Genomic DNA, 17,468 nt, shown 5'->3' on the forward strand with positions numbered 1-17,468 from the left:
ACGCAGCTCAAACGGTTTGCGGCGGCGCTGGCGTAAATGGAGGCGATGGAGATTGGTATGACAGCCCAGGTCATGAATTCCCAAATCGTCCCATTCGAGCCGGTCAGGCCGCCGTCGCAGCTCGGCGCGGCGGTCCCCGCGGCGCGAGCACGGGCCGAGCCGGTATCGGCATTCGACGTGATCGATCATCTGGCCCATGCCACGATCGCCCGCTGGACCGGCGGCCTGTCTCCCGCCGCGTTGACGCTGGCGCTGCTCGACTGGCAGCTCCATCTGGCGATGTCGCCGGGCAAGCAGCTTACGCTGGCACGGGATGCGATCCGCGATGCGATGCAGCTCCTCGAGACGCTCGCGAACCCGCATCCGGTCTATCGCACCTGGAGCCTGATTGCACCGGCGCCGAATGACCGGCGGTTCTCGGAAGCAGATTGGGAGTTGCCGGCCTTCAACATGATGGCGCAGGCATTTTTGCTGACCGAGCGATGGTGGCAATCGGCCACCACCGATGTCCACGGCGTGGCGCGGCAGGATGCGGCGATTGCGGACTTCGCGATCAGGCAGGGCCTCGACGTGCTGGCGCCGACCAATTTCGCGCTGACCAATCCCGAGGTGCTGCGCAAGATCATGGAGAGCGGCGGCGGCAACTTCGTCGGCGGCCTGCACAACTGGCTCGAGGACTGGAAGGCGCTGGTGACCGGTCACGGCGCGGCCCATGAATTCGTCGTCGGCCAGAACGTCGCCGTCACCAGGGGCAAGGTGGTCTATCGCAACGAATTGATCGAGCTGATCCAGTATTCGCCGACCACGCCGCAAGTCCGTCCCGAGCCGATCCTGATCGTGCCGGCCTGGATCATGAAATACTACATCCTCGATCTGTCGCCGCACAATTCGCTGGTGCGTTTCCTGGTCGAGCGCGGCTTTACGGTGTTCATGATATCCTGGCGCAACCCGACGCCCGAGGACCGCAATATCAGTCTCGATGACTACCGGCGGCTCGGCGTCGACGCTGCGATCGACGTCATCAACCGGATCGTTCCCGGGCAGCCCATTCACGCCACCGGCTATTGCCTCGGCGGCACGCTGCTGTCGATCGCGGCGGCGCGGCTGAGCAAGGAGAAGCCGGATTGCCTTCGTACCGTGACGATGCTTGCGGCGCAGACCGACTTCACCGAGGCCGGCGAGCTCACGCTCTTCATCAATGAAAGCCAGGTCGCGTTCCTCGAGGACATGATGTGGCAGCGCGGGGTGCTCGAGACCACGCAGATGGCGGGCGCCTTTCAGATCCTGCGTTCGAACGATCTGATCTGGTCGCGGATGATCCGCGACTACCTGATCGGAGAGCGGCAGCCGCTCAGCGACCTGATGGCATGGAATGCGGACGCGACCCGCATGCCCTATCGGATGCATTCGGAATATCTGCGCCAGCTCTTCCTCAACAACGATCTTGCCGAAGGCCGCTATCGGGTCGACGGCAAGCCGATCTCACTGTCCGATCTGCATGCGCCGATGTTCGTCGTCGGCACGCTTCGCGATCACGTCGCGCCCTGGAAATCGACCTTCAAGATCCATTTCCTCGCCGATGCCGACACCACGTTCGTGCTCACCGGCGGCGGACACAATGCCGGCATCGTCGCGGCCCCCAACGAGCCGTGGCATTCGTACCAGGTCCTGACCAAGCTGAAGGACGGTGTCTATATCGGGCCGGATGAATGGCTGAAGGTCGCGCCAAAGCGGGAAGGCTCCTGGTGGCACGAATGGGTCAAGTTCCTGGATGCCCATTCCGGCGAACCGGTTTCGCCGCCGCCCATGGGTGGCGCCGGCAAGGACGCCATCGCGCTGGAGGATGCGCCCGGCCGATACGTGCTGCAGCACTAACGCGCTCGTTGCACCTCTCCCGCTTGCGGGAGAGGTCGGCGCGAAGCGCCGGGTGAGGGCTCTCTCCACTTGCGACAGCGCGAATCGTGGAGACACCCCCACCCCAGCCCTCCCCCGCAAGCGCAGGGCTATCGCATATGAAATAGAACTTGGTGGGCGGTCCCTTCGCGGCCCATCCTTCGAGACGCACGCTTGGGCGTGCTCCTCAGGATGAGGTCTGATTTCGCGGCGGGATCTTAGACCCTCATGGTGAGGAGCGTCGCTTGCGGCGCGTCTCGAACCATGAGGCCCGCCTCGTTCACAGCCACCAAACAGCCATATGCGATAGCCCTGCCCGCAAGCGGGAGAGGGAGCGCATCCGTCGCGCGGCGAAGGTTTATGGCTTGGGATCCCCCAGCACACCCCGCGGAAGACATCGGATGCTCCGCTCCAACGTCTCATCCGGTGTTCCCGACGCATCCACAATCGCCCAATCGACCGCGCCGATGTCGATGCTGTCCTGAAACAGCGCCACGTCTTGGGTTGCGTCGGAGGCGTCGTTCCGGCGCGCGCCGATGCGTGCAAGACGCACGGAGGTCCCGGCGACAAGGAATATGCCGGAGAAATCGACGCCGCATGAGGCCGCAAGCGGGCGAAGCAGCTTCCGCTCGTCTTCCTTCAGGAACGCGGCGTCGACCACGGCGGATAGTCCCTGGGCCAGCACGCTTCGTGCGCGATCGAGCATCGCGTCATAGACGCGTTCGGACGTTTCGGGCGCATAGGCGGCTTCGGGCAGTTTGACGAGCGGGTCGACGCCAAAGATCTCCTTGCGGATCACGTCCGAGCGGAGCAGCACCGCGCCGGGTGCGGGCTGGACCAGTGCGGCAATGGCGCGCGCCAGCACGCTCTTGCCGGTGCCCGAGCGACCGCCGATCGCGATCAGCGTCGGTTTTCCTGGCGCGATCAGATCGAGTGCGAGTTTGAAATACGACTGCGCATCCGACAGCACAGCGGCACCACCGCCTTGCGCATGCTTGGTCAGGAGCACATTGGCCCTGATCGCAGCGCGGATGGACAGGAACAGCGGCAGCATGGCAAGTGCGCCGGCGTTCTGCTGCCATGTGGCCTGCAGATAGGAGTTCAACAGCCGGTTCGCGGCAGCACGGTTGCCGAAATGCAGCAGATCCATCAGCGGAAAGGCGAGGTCGTAGAGCACATCCGTGGTGGCGATGACGGGATCGAATTCGATCGCATCGAACAGGCGCGGCTTGCCATCGATCATCACGATGTTGCCGAGATGCGCGTCGCCATGGCATCGCCGCACCATTCCGCCGGCGGCGCGCTGCTTCAGACGCGGCTGGCTCTTGGCGAGCAGATCGCAGCTCAGGACATGCAGCCGCTCGACCTCGGCGCCGGCAAGTGCGGAGTGGCCACGAAACGCTGTCGTGTTGCGCTCGATGATGCCGGGAAGCGACGCGAGCCAGGTCTTTCCATCTGAAACCGGCGCACTGTGGTGGGACGCCGCGATCGCTTCGGCCAGCGGCTCGGCGAGTTCTGGCGTGATCTCGCCTCTAGCCGCCAGATGGTCGAGCGTCCGGTTCTCGTCGAAGCGCGTCATCTCGACCGCCCACTCGATGACGTCTCCCTTGCCGCCGATTTCGGGGCCAGCCTCGCTTTCCGTGATCGGCACGACGTCGCGATAGATTTCCGGCGCGAAACGCCGGTTGACGGCGATCTCCTCCTCGCAGGCGTGCTTGCGCTTGGCGAGCGAGGAGTAATCCAGATAGGGCAGCCGCACCGCGCGCTTGATCTTGTAGACCCGATGCGGCTTCAGGAACACGATCGAGCCGTGCGTGTCGACGCGCCGGGTGGCCTGCCCGCCGGACGGCTTGCCGAGAAAATCCAGTACGCGGTCCTGATCGGTCGCGCCTTGATGTGGGGGCGATGGCATCATGGCCGCAACACCGCCGCGCCGACCAGATTGCCGCTGCGCAGGCGCGTCAGCGCCTCGTTGGCCTGATCCAGTGGAAAGGTGGTTGTCGTCGTCTCGATGCCAGCCTCGCGCGCCACTTTCAGGAAATTCCTGCCGTCCTGGCGGGTCAGATTGGCAACCGAGACGATCTGTCGCTCGCCCCAGAGAATGTCGTAAGGGAAGGATGGAATGTCCGACATGTGGATGCCGGCGCAGACCACCCGGCCGCCCTTGCGCAATGCGCGCAATGCCTGCGGCACCAGGACGCCAACCGGCGCATAGATGATGGCGGCATCGAGCTCGGCCGGCGGCTTGTCGCCGGAAGCGCCCGCCCAGTCGGCGCCAAGCGACAGAGCGAGCTGCTGCGCCTCGGTGTCGCCGTCGCGCGTGAAGGCGTAGATCTCGCGGCCTTGCCAGCGCGCGACCTGCGCGATGATATGCCCGGCGGCACCAAAGCCGTAGATGCCGAGGCGCTTGCCGTCGCCTGCCATCACCAGCGAGCGCCAGCCGATCAAGCCGGCGCAGAGCAGCGGCGCCAGTGCGACATCGTCGCCGTCCTCGCCGAGCGGAAAGCAATAGCGCGCATCGGCGATCAGGTGGCTCGCAAACCCGCCATCGCGCGTGTAGCCGGTGAAGCGCGGATGATCGCAGAGATTCTCCTTGCCTTCGCGGCAATAGGGGCAGGTGCCGCAGGTGAAGCCGAGCCAGGGCACGCCGACGCGCATGCCGGGCGCGAGGCCGTGGGCACCTTCGCCGAGCGCATCGACGCGGCCAACGACCTCGTGACCGGGAATGATGGGATAGCGGATGTCGGGCAATTCGCCGTCGACGACATGCAGGTCGGTGCGGCAGACGCCGCAGGCGGAGACCTTGACCCGCACCTCGCCCGGTCCGGGCAATGGATCGGGACGCTGCTCACGCAGGAGTGGCGCGTTGGGCGCCTGCAGGACCATGGCATACATCAGGAATACCTCTCTGCGGCCACAATGGAAACTTGCTGATCTTTCTTGCGTTGGTTCCAGTCTGCCGGGCATGCGCCGGGCCCCGTTTGATTTTGCTCAACCTCCGTCCTTCGGCCGGGCCGTAAAGTTCCGGTGCCAGCTTGGCTTACATAGGAGGCAATCATGATCAAGCCTACGGTCCCCGTCACAACTGATCGCAATGTCGCCCGTCGCGAGGCCAATCCCTTCGCATTCCTGCAGCAGGAAATCGATCGCCTGTTCGACGGCTTCTCCCGCAACTTCCCGGCGTTCAGCGCGGCCGGCAGAAGCCTGCCGAGCATGGATGTGAGCGAGACCGACAAGACGATCGAGATCACGGCGGAACTGCCCGGTCTCGAGCAGAAAGACGTCGAACTCAATCTTGCCGACAACCTTCTCACCATTCGCGGCGAAAAGAAGAACGAGCGCGAGGAGAAGAACAAGGACTACCACCTGGTCGAGCGCAGCTTCGGTTCGTTCGCGCGCTCCGTCGAATTGCCGGTGGCGCGTAAAAGCAGAAGATATCTCTGCCGAGATTTCCAAGGGCGTCCTCAAGGTGATCGTGCGCAAGCCGGAGCCCAAGCAAAGCAAGCAGATCGAGATCAAGACGGGGGCGTGACGCGGAAGGTGAGGGCGACGGAGGTGATTGCGCGTCGTCAAATCACCTCCGTCAGTCAGGGGCGATGCGCAGCATCGAACCCGGAATGACAAGTTGCTGGAACTGCTGAACACTGCACGGTATCTTGCGGCGCGATGATCGATGGTGCAGGCGAAGTCACTATCCTTACCGGTCCGCCAGGATCGGGGAAGACGACCACGGCAAGAATCCTTGCCCGCGAGCCGGGGACGGCCAAGGTGCATCTTCACGCCGACGATTTCTGGCATTTCATCAAGAACGGCGCGGTCCCGCCCTATCTGCCGGAGGCGCACGAGCAGAATCGGAGCGTGGTTCGTATCCTCGCAAACGTGGCGGAGGGATACGCCGAGAGCGGCTATTTTGTTCTCCTGGATGGCATTGTCGGGCCGTGGTTCCTGGAGCACTTCCGCTCACTCAGGGTCGCTCTGCACTACATCGTTCTTAGGCCGCCGCTCGAGATCGCCATCCAACGCTGCCGCGCACGCGGAGGCGACACGCTGACTGATGCAGAGCAGATCGCGGCGATGCATCAACAATTCTGCTCGTTAGGAGATCTCGAACGGCATGTACTCCAAACCGAGGGTTATGACCCGGAGCTGACCGCGCGTGAGGTGAGCAGGCCGTGCAGAGCGGCGCGTTCCGATTGCCGAGATGATGGGACGGCGCGCGGAACTGGAATAATGAATGGCGGCCCCGCGGCACTCTTCAGCGTCCTTGGGCGTTGTACAGTCAGGGCTTGAGCAGCCCGACAAGAGCAGCGCGGAGGAAGGATGGCTGTCGAGACGGAACTGAAATTCCGCGTCGCCACGCGCAACCTCAGATATCTGACCGGCTGGCGCCTTCCCGGTGGAAAAATGGGTGAGCGATCGGACAGCGATCTTGTCTCGACCTATTTCGATACCGGGAAACACAAGCTGAGGCGCCACGGCCTGACGCTTCGCGTGCGGCAAAACGGCGACACGAACATCCAGACGATCAAGGCGGCGAACGGCGCGCAGCTTGGCCGAGGCGAATGGGAAGCCAAGATCAAGAACCGCACGCCGGACCTTCGTGAAGCCGATGGCAGTCCGCTCGAGCCGCTCGCCTCAAGGAAGCTGCGCCGCAAGCTCAAGCCCGTCTTCAAGACATCGGTTCACCGCACCACCGTTCCGGTCCGAACCAGAAGGAGCGAGATCGAACTCGCCGTCGATCGGGGCAGCATCGTCGCGGGACACCGCGCCAGCCCCATCGAGGAACTCGAACTCGAGCTGAAAAGCGGCAGGCTGGCCGATCTGTTCCGCGTTGCCAGAGTGGTCGAGCAACGGTCCGGAGCCGAGCTCGACTTGCGGTCAAAAGCGGAGCGTGGCTACGGCCTCGCGTGCGGTAGCGAGGAGCAGGTCGTTTTCGCCGAGCCGATCGAGTTGGAGGCCGGCATGACGGCGAGCGAGGCGTTCCGGGTCGTCGCCCGCGGGACGGTTCGTCATTTCTCCGGAAATGCGGATGCGGTCCGCAATCTTGACCCGGAAGGCGTTCACCAGATGCGAGTGGGACTTCGCCGGCTCCGCGCGGCGATCTCGCTGTTTTCGAAGGTGCTGCCGCACGCCGGGACCGGAGCCGTCGAGCGTGAGCTGAAGTGGCTCACGGGTGAGCTTGCGCCTGCGCGCGAAATCGACGTGTTTATCACGGAGCAGGTCGAGCCGATTACGCACGACCGCGCGCTGAGCCGCGGCGGCAAGGCGATCAAGGACGAGATCGATGGCAAGCGCGTCCGCGCCTTCGCGCGGGCGAGGAGGGCGGTGAACTCGGAGCGGTTCCGCGGGCTGCTGGTCGATACGCTGGAGTGGATCGAGTCGAAGCCGTCCCCGCTAACCGGGCACATGGACGTTCCGATCGAAAAATTTGCGGCCAATGTCTTGCACCGCCGTACCAGGAAGGCGCGCAAGCAAGGCCAGCATCTTGATCGCCTGTCTCCGCGGGCACGGCACAAGCTCCGGATCAGGATCAAGAAGATCAGGTATGCTGTGGATTTCTTCGAGGGGCTCTTTCCGGCCAGGCGCGAGCAAAAGAGGCTTAAGCGCCTGTCCAGCCATCTCAAGAAGATCCAGGATGCGCTCGGCGCGCTCAACGATTTTGTTGCGCACCGGAAGATGGCGCTCGCGGCGGCGCTGCAGGCGCCGCGCCGGAACGGGCGGGCCCGTGCACTCGCGGCCGGCGTAGTGGTTGGCCGGGAAGACAAGGCGGTCAGGCCGCTGATGAAGACCGCTCTCAAGGAGGCGCGACGGCTGCAAGTGGTGTGAAGCCGGCGGCGTCTACTTCGATTTGCCGACCATCACGCGAGCGCCGCCGGCAACATCCGCTTCCCATCCGAACACGGAGCGCCCGCCGAGCGCAGGCGATCGGTTGCGCTCTTGCGCGACGAACGCATCGAACGAGGGGCCGGTTGCGGTTCGCTCCAGCAGGCGCGCCTGATTGTCGAGGCGCTTCAACGCCTGCATCTCCTCGTCGCGGCCGAGGCTCGCCTGCTGCACGGCCGATTTCAACACGCGGATGGTCTCATCATAGACCTTGATCGGCACCGGATAGGGATGGCGGTCCTTGCCGCCATGGGCGAGCGAAAACCGCGCGGGATCCTTGAACCGGTAGGGCGCGCCGTGGACGACCTCGGCGACCATCGCGAGCGACTGCACGGTGCGCGCGCCGACGCCCGGCGTCAGCAGCAATTCCGGAAAATCGCGCGGGCCGCATTCGGCGGCCGCCGCCAGTGTGCCATGCAGGCGGCGCGTGAACACGTCGCTGGCGCGCACGTCGTGATGCGCGGGCATGATCAGGTGTGGCAGCTCCGGTTGCGGGTCCGGCTGCTTCGACAGCGCGGCATACTCGCGCGCGATGCCGTCGGGTCCGAGTGCGCAGAGGAGATCGAGCTGCGCCGAGCGCGACCGTTCGGCGCGGTGGTCGGTCAGGTTGATGATCTCGCCCTGCGCGGGACCATCGATGGCGCTGTGCGGCTCGTCGACGAAGCTCTTCAGGTTTTCGGAATGCCAGTGATAGCGGCGCGCCTGGCGCTTGTCGCCGTTAATGCCCTGCTGCACGACGGTCCACTTTCCGTCCTCGGTGACGAAGAAGCCATGCAAATAAAGCTCAAAACCGTCCTGGACGGCGGCGCTGTCGACCTTGGCCACCAGCCGACTGGCGCGCGTCAGCGCCGCGCCATCGAAGCCGGTGCGTTCGCCGAGCGCGGTCAATTCGTCTGGCGTGCGACGCGAATTGCTGCCACGGCCGCCGCAGACATAGATGCCGAGCTCGCCCTGCAGCGGCGCGAGCCCGCGCTTCAATGCGCCGATCACGGACGTGGTGATGCCCGAGGAATGCCAGTCCATCCCCATGACGGCACCGAAGGATTGGAACCAGAACGGATGGGCGAGCCGCTGCAGGAATTCCTCGCGGCCGTAATGGTGGACAATCGCCTGCGTGATGATCGAACCCAGCGTGGACATGCGCTGGCCCAGCCACGCGGGCACGCGCCCGCTATGGAGCGGAAGGTCGGCGCTGCCGGTTCGTCGTGCCATGGGGCTCCCGATGCTGAATCAGGCAGAGTGTAGCAGCTTACTTCACCTCTCCCATAGGGAGAGGTTGCGCCCAACGGGTCGCGCCAAAGGCGCGCCCGATGACAGGCTCCGGCGCGGGTGAGGGGATCTGCTCTATCGAGGGACCGGGACCCCTCACCCGGCGCCGCGCGCCGACCTCTCCCTATGGGAGAGGTAAAGTGCCGCTCAGTCGCGCATCGTGCGCAAGGTGATGGAGTAGCGCGGCGCTTCGACGGCTGGGATGCTGTGCTCCCAGACCTGCCGTGCGGCGCCGGAGAGCAGGTAGATCGAGCGAGGCTGCGCCTCCAACGTGAAACGCTCCCACTTGTCGCCGGCCGGGCGGCGGAAGCGGAACTTGCATGGTGATCCCAGCGACAGCCCGAAGATCCGGTCGAACTGCGGCTTGTCGCGGTGCCAGCCGATGCCGACGCCGGTGTCGTATTCGGTGCAGAGCACCTGGGCGACTTCGGTCTGTGGCCCGCCGAAGGCCTCGACCCGCTCGATCACGGGGCCAAGCCAGTCCGGGATGACATTGGCTTCGCGCAGCCGACGCTCCGTGTAATCATAGCGGAAGCCGAACGAGGCTACGCGCCGCTTGCCCTGATATTGCCCGAACTGGAACGGTTGCAGCGGAAGCGCCGCGATGCGCGCGATCAGTTCCTGCTCGACTTCAGGCAAAATGAAATCGGCGGCATAGCGCAATCCCTCCGGTGCGGCGGGCACGGAGGAATTGTCGGCAAACAAAGCAAGCTGCTCGGTCAAGCCGGCGGTCCTTATCTCGGCATAGCAGGGTCGGTCCTTGATATAGGGCGGAACAGCGCGGCGTGAAGGGGCCGCCGATCGCATCGCCGGACCAGGTGCGGCGGCCCTTCACGCGGGCGCGCGTCACTCCGCAGCCATTTCCTGCGCACCGCCGAGCAATTTGACATTGAGCCGGCCGCCGGCAAACAGCATGTCGTCGAGCGCCTCGTCGATGTCGGCTGATATCAGCGACATGCCGCCGTCGCGCGCGATGCTGGCCTGCGCGAGGCGCCGCATCAGCTCCTTGATGAAGGCGGCGCTGACGCCCTCCGTGCGTCGCACCGCTTCATCGACGATGCTTTCATCAAGCGGCAGGTTCCTGCCATAGAGCCGCACGAGCTTGCCGCGGCCGATCGCATCCGGCAGCGGCACCTCGATCGCCTGGTCGATGCGGCCGGGACGGCCGGCCAGCGCGCTTTCGAGCTCTTCCGGCCGGTTGGTGGTGAGCACGAACAGGATGTCGGCGTCCTCCTTCAACCCGTCCATCTCGTTGAGCAGCTTGTTGAGCAGCGATTCCTCGCACGGGCCCATCAGCTCGCGGTCGCTGGCGATCAGGTCGACGTCTTCGATCACGACCATCGTCGGCTGCAGCAGGCGTGCCAGATTCATATAGGATTCGAGCAGCCCGATCTGCTCGGCGGTGATGATCAGTGTCGTATGTCCCGGCAGGTTGGTGGCGAGATAGCGGATGGTGTGAGTCTTGCCGGTGCCCGGCGGCCCATAGAGCAAGATGCCCTTGCGCGTCGACTGGCCAAGCCGGCGCAGCGCGTCGCGGTTGCCAACAAAGTTCAGAACGTTGCGTTCAAGCAGTCTTAGCGTCGGTTCGGGCAGGATAACGGCCTCGCGATCGACCGGCGGTAACCGGTGCACCGTTACTCCCCTTGAACGTCCGCGATACTCGGCTCCGCCGTCGAGCGAAAGAATCTTGCCGCGATAGGACCGCGCTGCCTGCACCGCTTGCTCGAGCTCCGAAAAGCAGCTCTGGACGAAGGCGTCGCCGGCTGCGCCGGTCGGCACCGCGATCTCGATGCGGATCGCGTCCTCGTTACGGGACTCGCGATAAATGGACAGCAGCACCGCGTAGCGAAGCTCGCCGGCGCGGCACAGCCACAATCCGTTGTTAAGACATTTCACCGCCGCCGGCTCGCCGACATCGACTTCATAATATTGCGGCGGCGCGATCACCGGCGCATTGCGCCCGTCGTTCATCAATCCTGCAAAAGTCAGCGTCTCGTAGCGATATTCTTCGTGAACGCCGAAGAAGTGGATCGGTGAGGAGAGCAATCGATCCAGCGCGGCCTGAACGTCCGCACGCATATGACCTGGAAAGCCGCGCGCCCGCGTCACGAGCTGGTTGCGGGGAATGCCGGCAAAATGCCAATCAACGGCGACGTATGTGTATCTGAATTCCTCGCCCTGCAATTTTTCGGATGCATCCCTTGCCGCGAGCAGGCAGTCGCTGCAGAGACAGGCGATCTTGTCGTCGAGCTGCACTTCCTGCACCGGCGGGGGCGCGCCGCACAAATCGCAGGGTCCGGTGGTCCTCACCGCTTCGCTGGTAATCTGAAGACGATGACCGGCCGCATTGATGCGCTGTTGCGCGGTTTTCCATAGCGCGGCCGCGACGCGGGACGGATAGGGGCCGCAGGTAGCGCTACCCTGCTGGTCGATCTCGGCCGCGAACACGATCGCCTCCCGTTCCGACTTGCCGAACACGGCGCGCAAGAGTTCTCTGACGAACTCCCGGGGCGTCTCATCATCATTGTGGAAGACAAATTGAAACGATTCGGCGCCAGTATACCCGTCGTCCATGAAATGCCTCATTCGCGCAACTTAAGATCGAAAGAACAAAGAAAGAACATCATGAAACCAGATGCGCGTCAAGCCGGCCAAATCAAAAAATGCCGAGAGGCTTCGCCACGGACGTCAACAGGAAGTGCCGCGCAACGCTTTGCATTCGACACATCTTCGGCAGATTGACGGCGCACAGACTGCGGACACCGATTCGCTCGCGCGACTGTGCTTGTGAACTGCCTCTCGCCGCGGCTTGATCAGATCGGCGGGCATGGTCCATAAGCGGCGTCCTCGCGACCGGCGGTTCGGTTGCTTCGGAAGTGGTTCAGGGGAATTGCGTGGCAAAGATTCATCAGCAGATTGCGCAGGAGCTTGGCGTGCGCGAGCAGCAGGTCGAGGCGGCCGTCACGTTGCTCGACGGCGGCGCCACGGTGCCGTTCATTGCCCGCTACCGCAAGGAATTGACCGGCGCGCTCGATGACGCGCAGTTGCGCACGTTGGAAGAACGGCTGACCTATCTGCGCGAGCTGGAGGAGCGCCGCACCGCGATCCTCAATTCGATCCGCGAGCAGGGCAAGCTCGACGCCGCGCTCGAAGCGCAGATCATGGCCGCCGACAACAAGGCGCGCCTGGAGGACATCTATCTTCCCTACAAGCCGAAGCGCCGCACCAAGGCCGAAATCGCCAAGGAGGCCGGGCTCGAACCTCTGTCCGAGCTGTTGCTGACGCAGCCGCAGCATGATCCGAAGACCCAGGCGAAGACCTTCGTCGACGCCGAGAAGGGCGTGGTCGACACCGCCGCAGCGCTCGAAGGCGCGCGCGCGATCCTGGTCGAGCGCTTCGACGAGGATGCCGATCTGATCGGCGCGCTGCGCGAGGAGGTGTGGGCGAACGCGCGCATGGTCTCGGCCGTGCGCAAGGGCAAGAAGACCGAAGGCGAGAAGTTCAAGGACTATTTCGACTTCAGCGAGCCGCTGCACAAGCTGCCGTCGCACCGCATCCTGGCCCTGTTCCGCGGCGAGAAGGAGGAGATTCTCGACCTGCAGATGCAGCCGGAGGCGGAGCCGCCGGCGGCCGGCGTGCCCAGCGCCTATGAATTGAAGATCATGAAGCGTTTCGGCATTTCGGATCTCGGCCGCGCTGGCGACAAATGGCTGATCGAAACCGTGCGCTGGGCGTGGCGCACCAAGATCCAGGTGCATCTCAACATCGATCTGCGCATGCGGCTATGGACCGCGGCGGAGACCGAAGGCGTGCGGGTGTTCGCCTCCAACCTGCGCGATCTCTTGCTCGCGGCGCCGGCCGGCGCGCGTGTGACGATGGGGCTCGATCCCGGCTATCGCACCGGCGTCAAGGTCGCCGTCGTCGATGCGACTGGCAAGGTGCTGGCGACCACCGCGGTCTATCCGCACGAGCCGCAGCGGCAGTGGGACGAGGCGCTGGCGATCCTCGGCAAGCTCGCGATCCAGCATCGCGTCGACCTGATCGCGATCGGCAACGGCACCGCCTCGCGCGAGACCGATAAGCTCGCGACCGAACTGGTGAAGCGCCTGCCGGATCTGAAGATGACGAAGATCGTCGTCTCCGAGGCCGGCGCTTCCGTTTATTCGGCCTCGGCCTATGCGTCCGAGGAACTGCCCGGGCTAGACGTCACCATGCGCGGCGCGGTGTCGATCGCGCGGCGCCTGCAGGATCCGCTTGCCGAGCTCGTGAAGATCGATCCCAAGGCGATCGGCGTCGGCCAGTATCAGCACGATCTCGGCGAGAGCAAGCTCGCACGCTCGCTCGATGCCGTGGTCGAAGACTGCGTCAATGCCGTCGGCGTCGATGTCAACACCGCCTCCGTCCCGCTGTTGTCGCGGGTGTCGGGCATCGGGCCGGGGCTCGCGCAAAGCATCGTGCAGCATCGCGACTCGAACGGCCTGTTCAAGTCGCGCAAGGCGCTGAAGGAGGTGCCGCGGCTGGGGCCGAAGGCGTTCGAGCAATGCGCCGGCTTCCTGCGCATCAATGACGGCGAGGATCCGCTCGATGCCTCGGGCGTGCACCCGGAGGCCTATCCGGTGGTGCGCCGGATTCTCGCGGCGAGCAAGAGCGACATCAAGGCGCTGATCGGCAACAGCGAGATCGTGCGCCAGTTGAAGCCGCAGTCGTTCGTCGATGAGACCTTCGGTCTTCCGACGGTCACTGACATTCTGCGCGAACTGGAGAAGCCCGGCCGCGATCCCCGTCCGGCGTTCAAGGCCGCGGTGTTCAAGGAGGGCGTCGAGGAGATCAAGCACCTCAAGGTGGGCATGATCCTCGAGGGCACAGTCACCAATGTTGCCGCCTTCGGCGCCTTCGTCGATATCGGCGTGCACCAGGACGGGCTGGTGCATATCTCGGCGATGTCCAAGAACTTCATCAAGGATCCGCGCGAGGTCGTCAAACCCGGCGACATCGTCAAGGTCAAGGTGATGGAGGTCGAAGTCGCCCGCAAGCGCATCGGGCTGACGCTGCGGCTCGACGACGAGACCGGCAAGAAGGACTCGAAAGGCTCATCTCGTGACAGTTCTCGCGGGCCGATGACGTCGTCCGCTCCCCGCAAGCCCGGGGCGCAATCCGGCGGCGCCTTTGCCGACGCCTTCCGCCGCGCCAGCGAGAAGAACGGCAAGCCATTGCGGTAGTGCTTGATCCGGCTCCCGCGAGAGCGGGAGAGATTCCGTCGCTCGCCTTTATCAGGATCAGGCACGGAAACTAACTTCCGTGTCAGAATCTGTCACCTTTGTCAGTTGAAGTCGAAGGAGCGTTTAGCTCTCCTGATCCTCATCTTGTTGCGACGTGATGCGTCGCTGCAATTCAACCATGGAGGAATCGGATGAAGAGCAAGCTCGTCAATGGCCTCATCGCAGGTGCGCTCACGACCGCGCTTGCGCTGGCATCGCCGGCCTTCGCTCGCAGTGGCTTCGGGGGCGGTGGCTTTCACGGCGGCGGCGGCGGCATGGGCGGAGGCTTCCGCGGCGGTGGCTTCGGAGGCGGGATGCATGCCGTGGGTGGAGGAGCGCGTGTCGGCGGCATGGGCGGAGGGATGCGTGTCGGCGGCATGGGCGGAGGAGCGCGCTTCGGCGGGATGGGCGGGGGTCCGCGCTTCGGCGGGATGGGCGGGGGTCCGCGTTTCGGCGGAGTGGCCGCGGGTCCGCGTTTCGCCGCCATCGGCGGAGGTCCGCGTTTTGTGGGCGGGCGGTTTGCCGGTACACGGTTCGCGCATGCTGCATTCTCGCCGCGCTTCTCGGGCGCTGCCTTTCGAGGCGCCGCCTTTCGGCATGGCTTCCATCATCGCTTCGTCCGTCACCGCTTCAATCGCTTTGCGTTCATCGGCGTGCCCTTCGCCTACGCTTCCTACGGCGGCTACTACGACGACTGCTGGCGCCGGGTGTGGACGGGATATGGGCTGCAGTGGGTCAATGTCTGCGGTTACGACTACTAGCTGCCGAACTTCGGTGTGATGGTCGCGGCACGGCACCTTCCGGCGAAGCCACGCCGGGTCGGCCTTGGGCGACCGTCACATTCATGTGAGCCGCCCTGCGCAACCATCGGCGTACGATAGGCGTCTCTGACAAAGCCAGCTCCGCGACGTCCTGTTCCGCGGAACGTCGCGCGCTCTTGGCCAGTCATTCGGAAGAACACCATGACGGCAGGTCATCGCCGCATTCTGGTCGTCGAGGACGACCCGGAAACCGCCGGCCAGCTCGCCGAGCAGCTCACGAGCAGCGGCTATGAGGTGGATCTGGCCGCGAGCGGCGGCGAGGCCTTGCGCCGCGGCGCGTCTTGCGACCATGCCGTGATCACGATCGACCGCATGCTTCCCGACATCGACGGCATCACGGTCATGCGTCAGTTGCGCGACGGTGGCGTCGCTGCCCCCTTCCTGATCATCAGCGCGCTCGGCGAGGTCGATGACCGCGTGCGCGGCCTGCGCGCCGGCGGCGACGATTACCTGGTCAAGCCTTTCTCCTTTGTCGAATTGCTGGCGCGGCTGGAAGCGCTCGGCCGGCGTAGCGAGACCATCGCCAAGGACACCATCCTGCGGGTCGGCGATCTCGCGATCGACCTGATCTCGCGCACCGCCAACCGCCGCGGCAAGGACCTTCCGCTGCTTCCCAAGGAATTCCAGCTTCTGGAGTATCTGGTCCGCAACGAGGGCCGTGTCGTCTCCCGCGCGATGCTGCTGCAGCATGTGTGGGATCTTCACTTCGATCCCTCGACCAATATCATCGACGTCTATGTCGGACGCGTGCGTCGCAAGGTCGACGATCAGCAGGCCTATCCGCTGATCCATACGGTCCGCGGCATGGGATACTGTCTCCGTGCTCCTGGCTGATACACTGAGGTCAACGACCTTCAGGCTGGCGCTGATCGCGATCGCGACCTTTGGCGTGATCGCCTCCGCTATCTTCATCTATGTCTATCTGTCTACCGCCTCTTTCGTGCGCGGCCGATCGGATCAGGCCATCAGGGACGAATATTCCGATTTGCGCGGCGCCTACGAGCGATCGGGACGCGAGGGGCTGATCGAGCTGATCCGAAATCGGATAGCCGACAGCAGTTCTGCAGACGATGTCTATCTTCTCGTGGATTCTGCCTCGGCCGTTCTTGCCGGCAATCTCGACAAATGGCCTTCGGCGGCCACAGCCGCGCGCGAATGGACGGAATTTCGTGCGCCTCATCGGCCAGATGCGGCAAGCCAGTCCCTGTTTCGTGCCATGTCTTCAACCTTGCCGACCGGCGATCGTCTGCTGGTCGGCACTGACATCAGCGACCTCGACAGCTTTGCCGCAAAGATCAAGGCGGCCGTGATCGCGATCATCTTCCTGATGTTTGTGGTTGCGGTGGTGGCGAGCATCCTGGTCACGCAGCGGACGGTCGGGCGGATAGAATCGATCAACGCGATCAGCCGGGCCATCATGCAGAGCGGTCTCGACAAGCGCATCCCGCTGCGCGGCAGCCATGACGAATGGGATCGCGTGGCGGAGAACCTGAACTTGATGCTCGACCGCATCGAAGCCTTGATGGGAGACGTCAAGCAGGTGAGCGACAATGTCGCCCATGATCTGCGGACGCCGCTCACCCGGATGCGCGGGCGGCTGGAGAAGGCCTATCACGGCGAGCGTATCGGCGGGAACGATCAAGCGCTGATCGGCGACACGATCGCAGACCTCGATGCTGTCCTGGGGATGTTTGCGTCGATCACGCGGATTGCGCACATCGAGACCCAGGCGCGCAAGGGCGCGTTTCGCACCGTGAACCTGGTCGAGATCGCAAGCGAGGTCGTCGAGCTCTATGACGCTGCGGCGGAGCGCGACGGCACCGATCTCTCCATAACCGGCGAACGCGAGGTGCTGGTGACCGGCGACCGCGATCTGCTGTTCGATGCCATCGCCAACCTCGTGGACAACGCCATCAAGCACGGTCGCGCCGGCGGCAGGATCGTCGTTGCCTGCGAAAACGTCGATGACGGGGCCGCCATTGCGATCACCGATGACGGGCCCGGAATTCCTCCTTCCGAGCGCGACCATGTCTTCAAGCGGTTCTACCGGCTCGAGCAGAGCCGCTACACGCCTGGAAACGGCCTTGGACTGAGCCTCGTCGCCGCCGTGGCCCACCTTCATGGCGCCCGGATCGAGCTGCGCGATCATTCACCGGGTCTTCAGTTCAAGCTCTGGTTCTCGGCGCCGGCGCGTTAGAGCATGAGCCGATCAGATTGAGGTCAAGCCGCGATGAAGCTGCGCTCCCTCTCCCGCTTGCGGGAGAGGGTTGGGGTAGGGTTGGGGTGAGGGTGTTTCCACGATGGGACTATCCGTGCAGAGAGAGCCCCCACCCGGCGCTTCGCG

11 protein-coding genes and 2 pseudogenes are annotated in these 17,468 nt (G+C 64.4%); 8 read left to right on the forward strand and 5 right to left on the reverse strand.

The window, feature by feature from the left end; translation table 11 throughout:
• The first annotated feature begins 57 nt into the window (after positions 1-57).
• Entirely contained in the window at positions 58-1,875 is a 1,818-nt protein-coding gene (locus ACVJGD_RS35775; protein WP_456638608.1) for a PHA/PHB synthase family protein, read from the forward strand.
• A 376-nt stretch (positions 1,876-2,251) separates the two neighbouring features.
• On the opposite strand, the gene ACVJGD_RS35780 is transcribed toward ACVJGD_RS35775, so the two are convergent.
• Together ACVJGD_RS35780 and ACVJGD_RS35785 are read right to left on the reverse strand one after the other, a co-directional pair.
• Complete coding sequence (locus ACVJGD_RS35780; protein ID WP_456638609.1) at positions 2,252-3,808, reverse strand: bifunctional aminoglycoside phosphotransferase/ATP-binding protein; 1,557 nt, start codon at positions 3,806-3,808, stop codon at positions 2,252-2,254.
• Positions 3,805-4,788, reverse strand: coding sequence for a zinc-dependent alcohol dehydrogenase family protein (locus tag ACVJGD_RS35785; RefSeq protein WP_456638610.1), 984 nt, complete (start codon positions 4,786-4,788; stop codon positions 3,805-3,807). The genes ACVJGD_RS35780 and ACVJGD_RS35785 overlap by 4 nt, the downstream gene beginning before the upstream one ends.
• Positions 4,789-4,950: 162 nt before the next feature.
• Here ACVJGD_RS35785 and ACVJGD_RS35790 point away from each other — a divergent pair, with 162 nt between their 5' ends.
• The 3 genes and pseudogenes from ACVJGD_RS35790 to ACVJGD_RS35800 all read left to right on the forward strand — a co-directional run bounded on the left by ACVJGD_RS35790 (position 4,951) and on the right by ACVJGD_RS35800 (position 7,719).
• Positions 4,951-5,514 (forward strand): Hsp20/alpha crystallin family protein, encoded by a 564-nt coding sequence (locus tag ACVJGD_RS35790; RefSeq protein WP_456638611.1) that lies wholly within the window; start codon positions 4,951-4,953, stop codon positions 5,512-5,514.
• Positions 5,515-5,559: 45 nt separating this feature from the next.
• Positions 5,560-6,098 (forward strand): annotated as a pseudogene (locus ACVJGD_RS35795) (AAA family ATPase).
• A 115-nt stretch (positions 6,099-6,213) separates the two neighbouring features.
• Positions 6,214-7,719 (forward strand): CYTH and CHAD domain-containing protein, encoded by a 1,506-nt coding sequence (locus ACVJGD_RS35800; RefSeq protein ID WP_456638612.1) that lies wholly within the window; start codon positions 6,214-6,216, stop codon positions 7,717-7,719.
• A 12-nt stretch (positions 7,720-7,731) separates the two neighbouring features.
• On the opposite strand, the gene ACVJGD_RS35805 is transcribed toward ACVJGD_RS35800, so the two are convergent.
• The 3 genes from ACVJGD_RS35805 to ACVJGD_RS35815 all read right to left on the reverse strand — a co-directional run bounded on the left by ACVJGD_RS35805 (position 7,732) and on the right by ACVJGD_RS35815 (position 11,619).
• A complete protein-coding gene (locus ACVJGD_RS35805) occupies positions 7,732-8,988 on the reverse strand; it encodes a DUF763 domain-containing protein (RefSeq protein WP_456638613.1) in 1,257 nt (418 codons plus the stop codon).
• Between the two features lie 204 nt (positions 8,989-9,192).
• Complete coding sequence (locus ACVJGD_RS35810) at positions 9,193-9,768, reverse strand: alpha-ketoglutarate-dependent dioxygenase AlkB (RefSeq protein ID WP_456638614.1); 576 nt, start codon at positions 9,766-9,768, stop codon at positions 9,193-9,195.
• 123 nt (positions 9,769-9,891) lie between these two features.
• A complete protein-coding gene (locus tag ACVJGD_RS35815) occupies positions 9,892-11,619 on the reverse strand; it encodes an ATP-dependent Clp protease adaptor ClpS (protein ID WP_456638615.1) in 1,728 nt (575 codons plus the stop codon).
• A 320-nt stretch (positions 11,620-11,939) separates the two neighbouring features.
• Between ACVJGD_RS35815 and ACVJGD_RS35820 the strand changes: the two genes are divergently transcribed.
• The 4 genes and pseudogenes from ACVJGD_RS35820 to ACVJGD_RS35835 all read left to right on the forward strand — a co-directional run.
• On the forward strand, positions 11,940-14,264 hold the full coding sequence (locus ACVJGD_RS35820; RefSeq protein WP_456638616.1) for a Tex family protein: 2,325 nt from the start codon (positions 11,940-11,942) through the stop codon (positions 14,262-14,264).
• Positions 14,265-14,455: 191 nt separating this feature from the next.
• Complete coding sequence (locus ACVJGD_RS35825) at positions 14,456-15,064, forward strand: hypothetical protein (RefSeq protein WP_456638617.1); 609 nt, start codon at positions 14,456-14,458, stop codon at positions 15,062-15,064.
• Positions 15,065-15,265: 201 nt separating this feature from the next.
• Positions 15,266-15,958 carry a response regulator transcription factor gene (locus ACVJGD_RS35830; RefSeq protein ID WP_456638618.1) on the forward strand — a complete coding sequence of 231 codons (693 nt, stop codon included), beginning with the start codon at positions 15,266-15,268 and terminating at the stop codon, positions 15,956-15,958.
• A 427-nt stretch (positions 15,959-16,385) separates the two neighbouring features.
• Positions 16,386-17,321: pseudogene (locus tag ACVJGD_RS35835) on the forward strand (sensor histidine kinase); the annotation flags it as partial.
• Positions 17,322-17,468 lie beyond the last annotated feature (147 nt).

This window comes from Bradyrhizobium sp. USDA 10063 (genome assembly GCF_054063735.1).

Bases quoted from the DNA above. Each gene is read 5' to 3' on its own strand.
- ACVJGD_RS35775 (WP_456638608.1), top strand. From the start codon at position 58: ATGACAGCCCAGGTCATGAATTCCCAAATCGTCCCATTCGAGCCGGTC.
- ACVJGD_RS35780 (WP_456638609.1), bottom strand. From the start codon at position 3,808: ATGATGCCATCGCCCCCACATCAAGGCGCGACCGATCAGGACCGCGTA.
- ACVJGD_RS35785 (WP_456638610.1), bottom strand. From the start codon at position 4,788: ATGTATGCCATGGTCCTGCAGGCGCCCAACGCGCCACTCCTGCGTGAG.
- ACVJGD_RS35790 (WP_456638611.1), top strand. From the start codon at position 4,951: ATGATCAAGCCTACGGTCCCCGTCACAACTGATCGCAATGTCGCCCGT.
- ACVJGD_RS35800 (WP_456638612.1), top strand. From the start codon at position 6,214: ATGGCTGTCGAGACGGAACTGAAATTCCGCGTCGCCACGCGCAACCTC.
- ACVJGD_RS35805 (WP_456638613.1), bottom strand. From the start codon at position 8,988: ATGGCACGACGAACCGGCAGCGCCGACCTTCCGCTCCATAGCGGGCGC.
- ACVJGD_RS35815 (WP_456638615.1), bottom strand. From the start codon at position 11,619: ATGGACGACGGGTATACTGGCGCCGAATCGTTTCAATTTGTCTTCCAC.
- ACVJGD_RS35825 (WP_456638617.1), top strand. From the start codon at position 14,456: ATGAAGAGCAAGCTCGTCAATGGCCTCATCGCAGGTGCGCTCACGACC.
- ACVJGD_RS35830 (WP_456638618.1), top strand. From the start codon at position 15,266: ATGACGGCAGGTCATCGCCGCATTCTGGTCGTCGAGGACGACCCGGAA.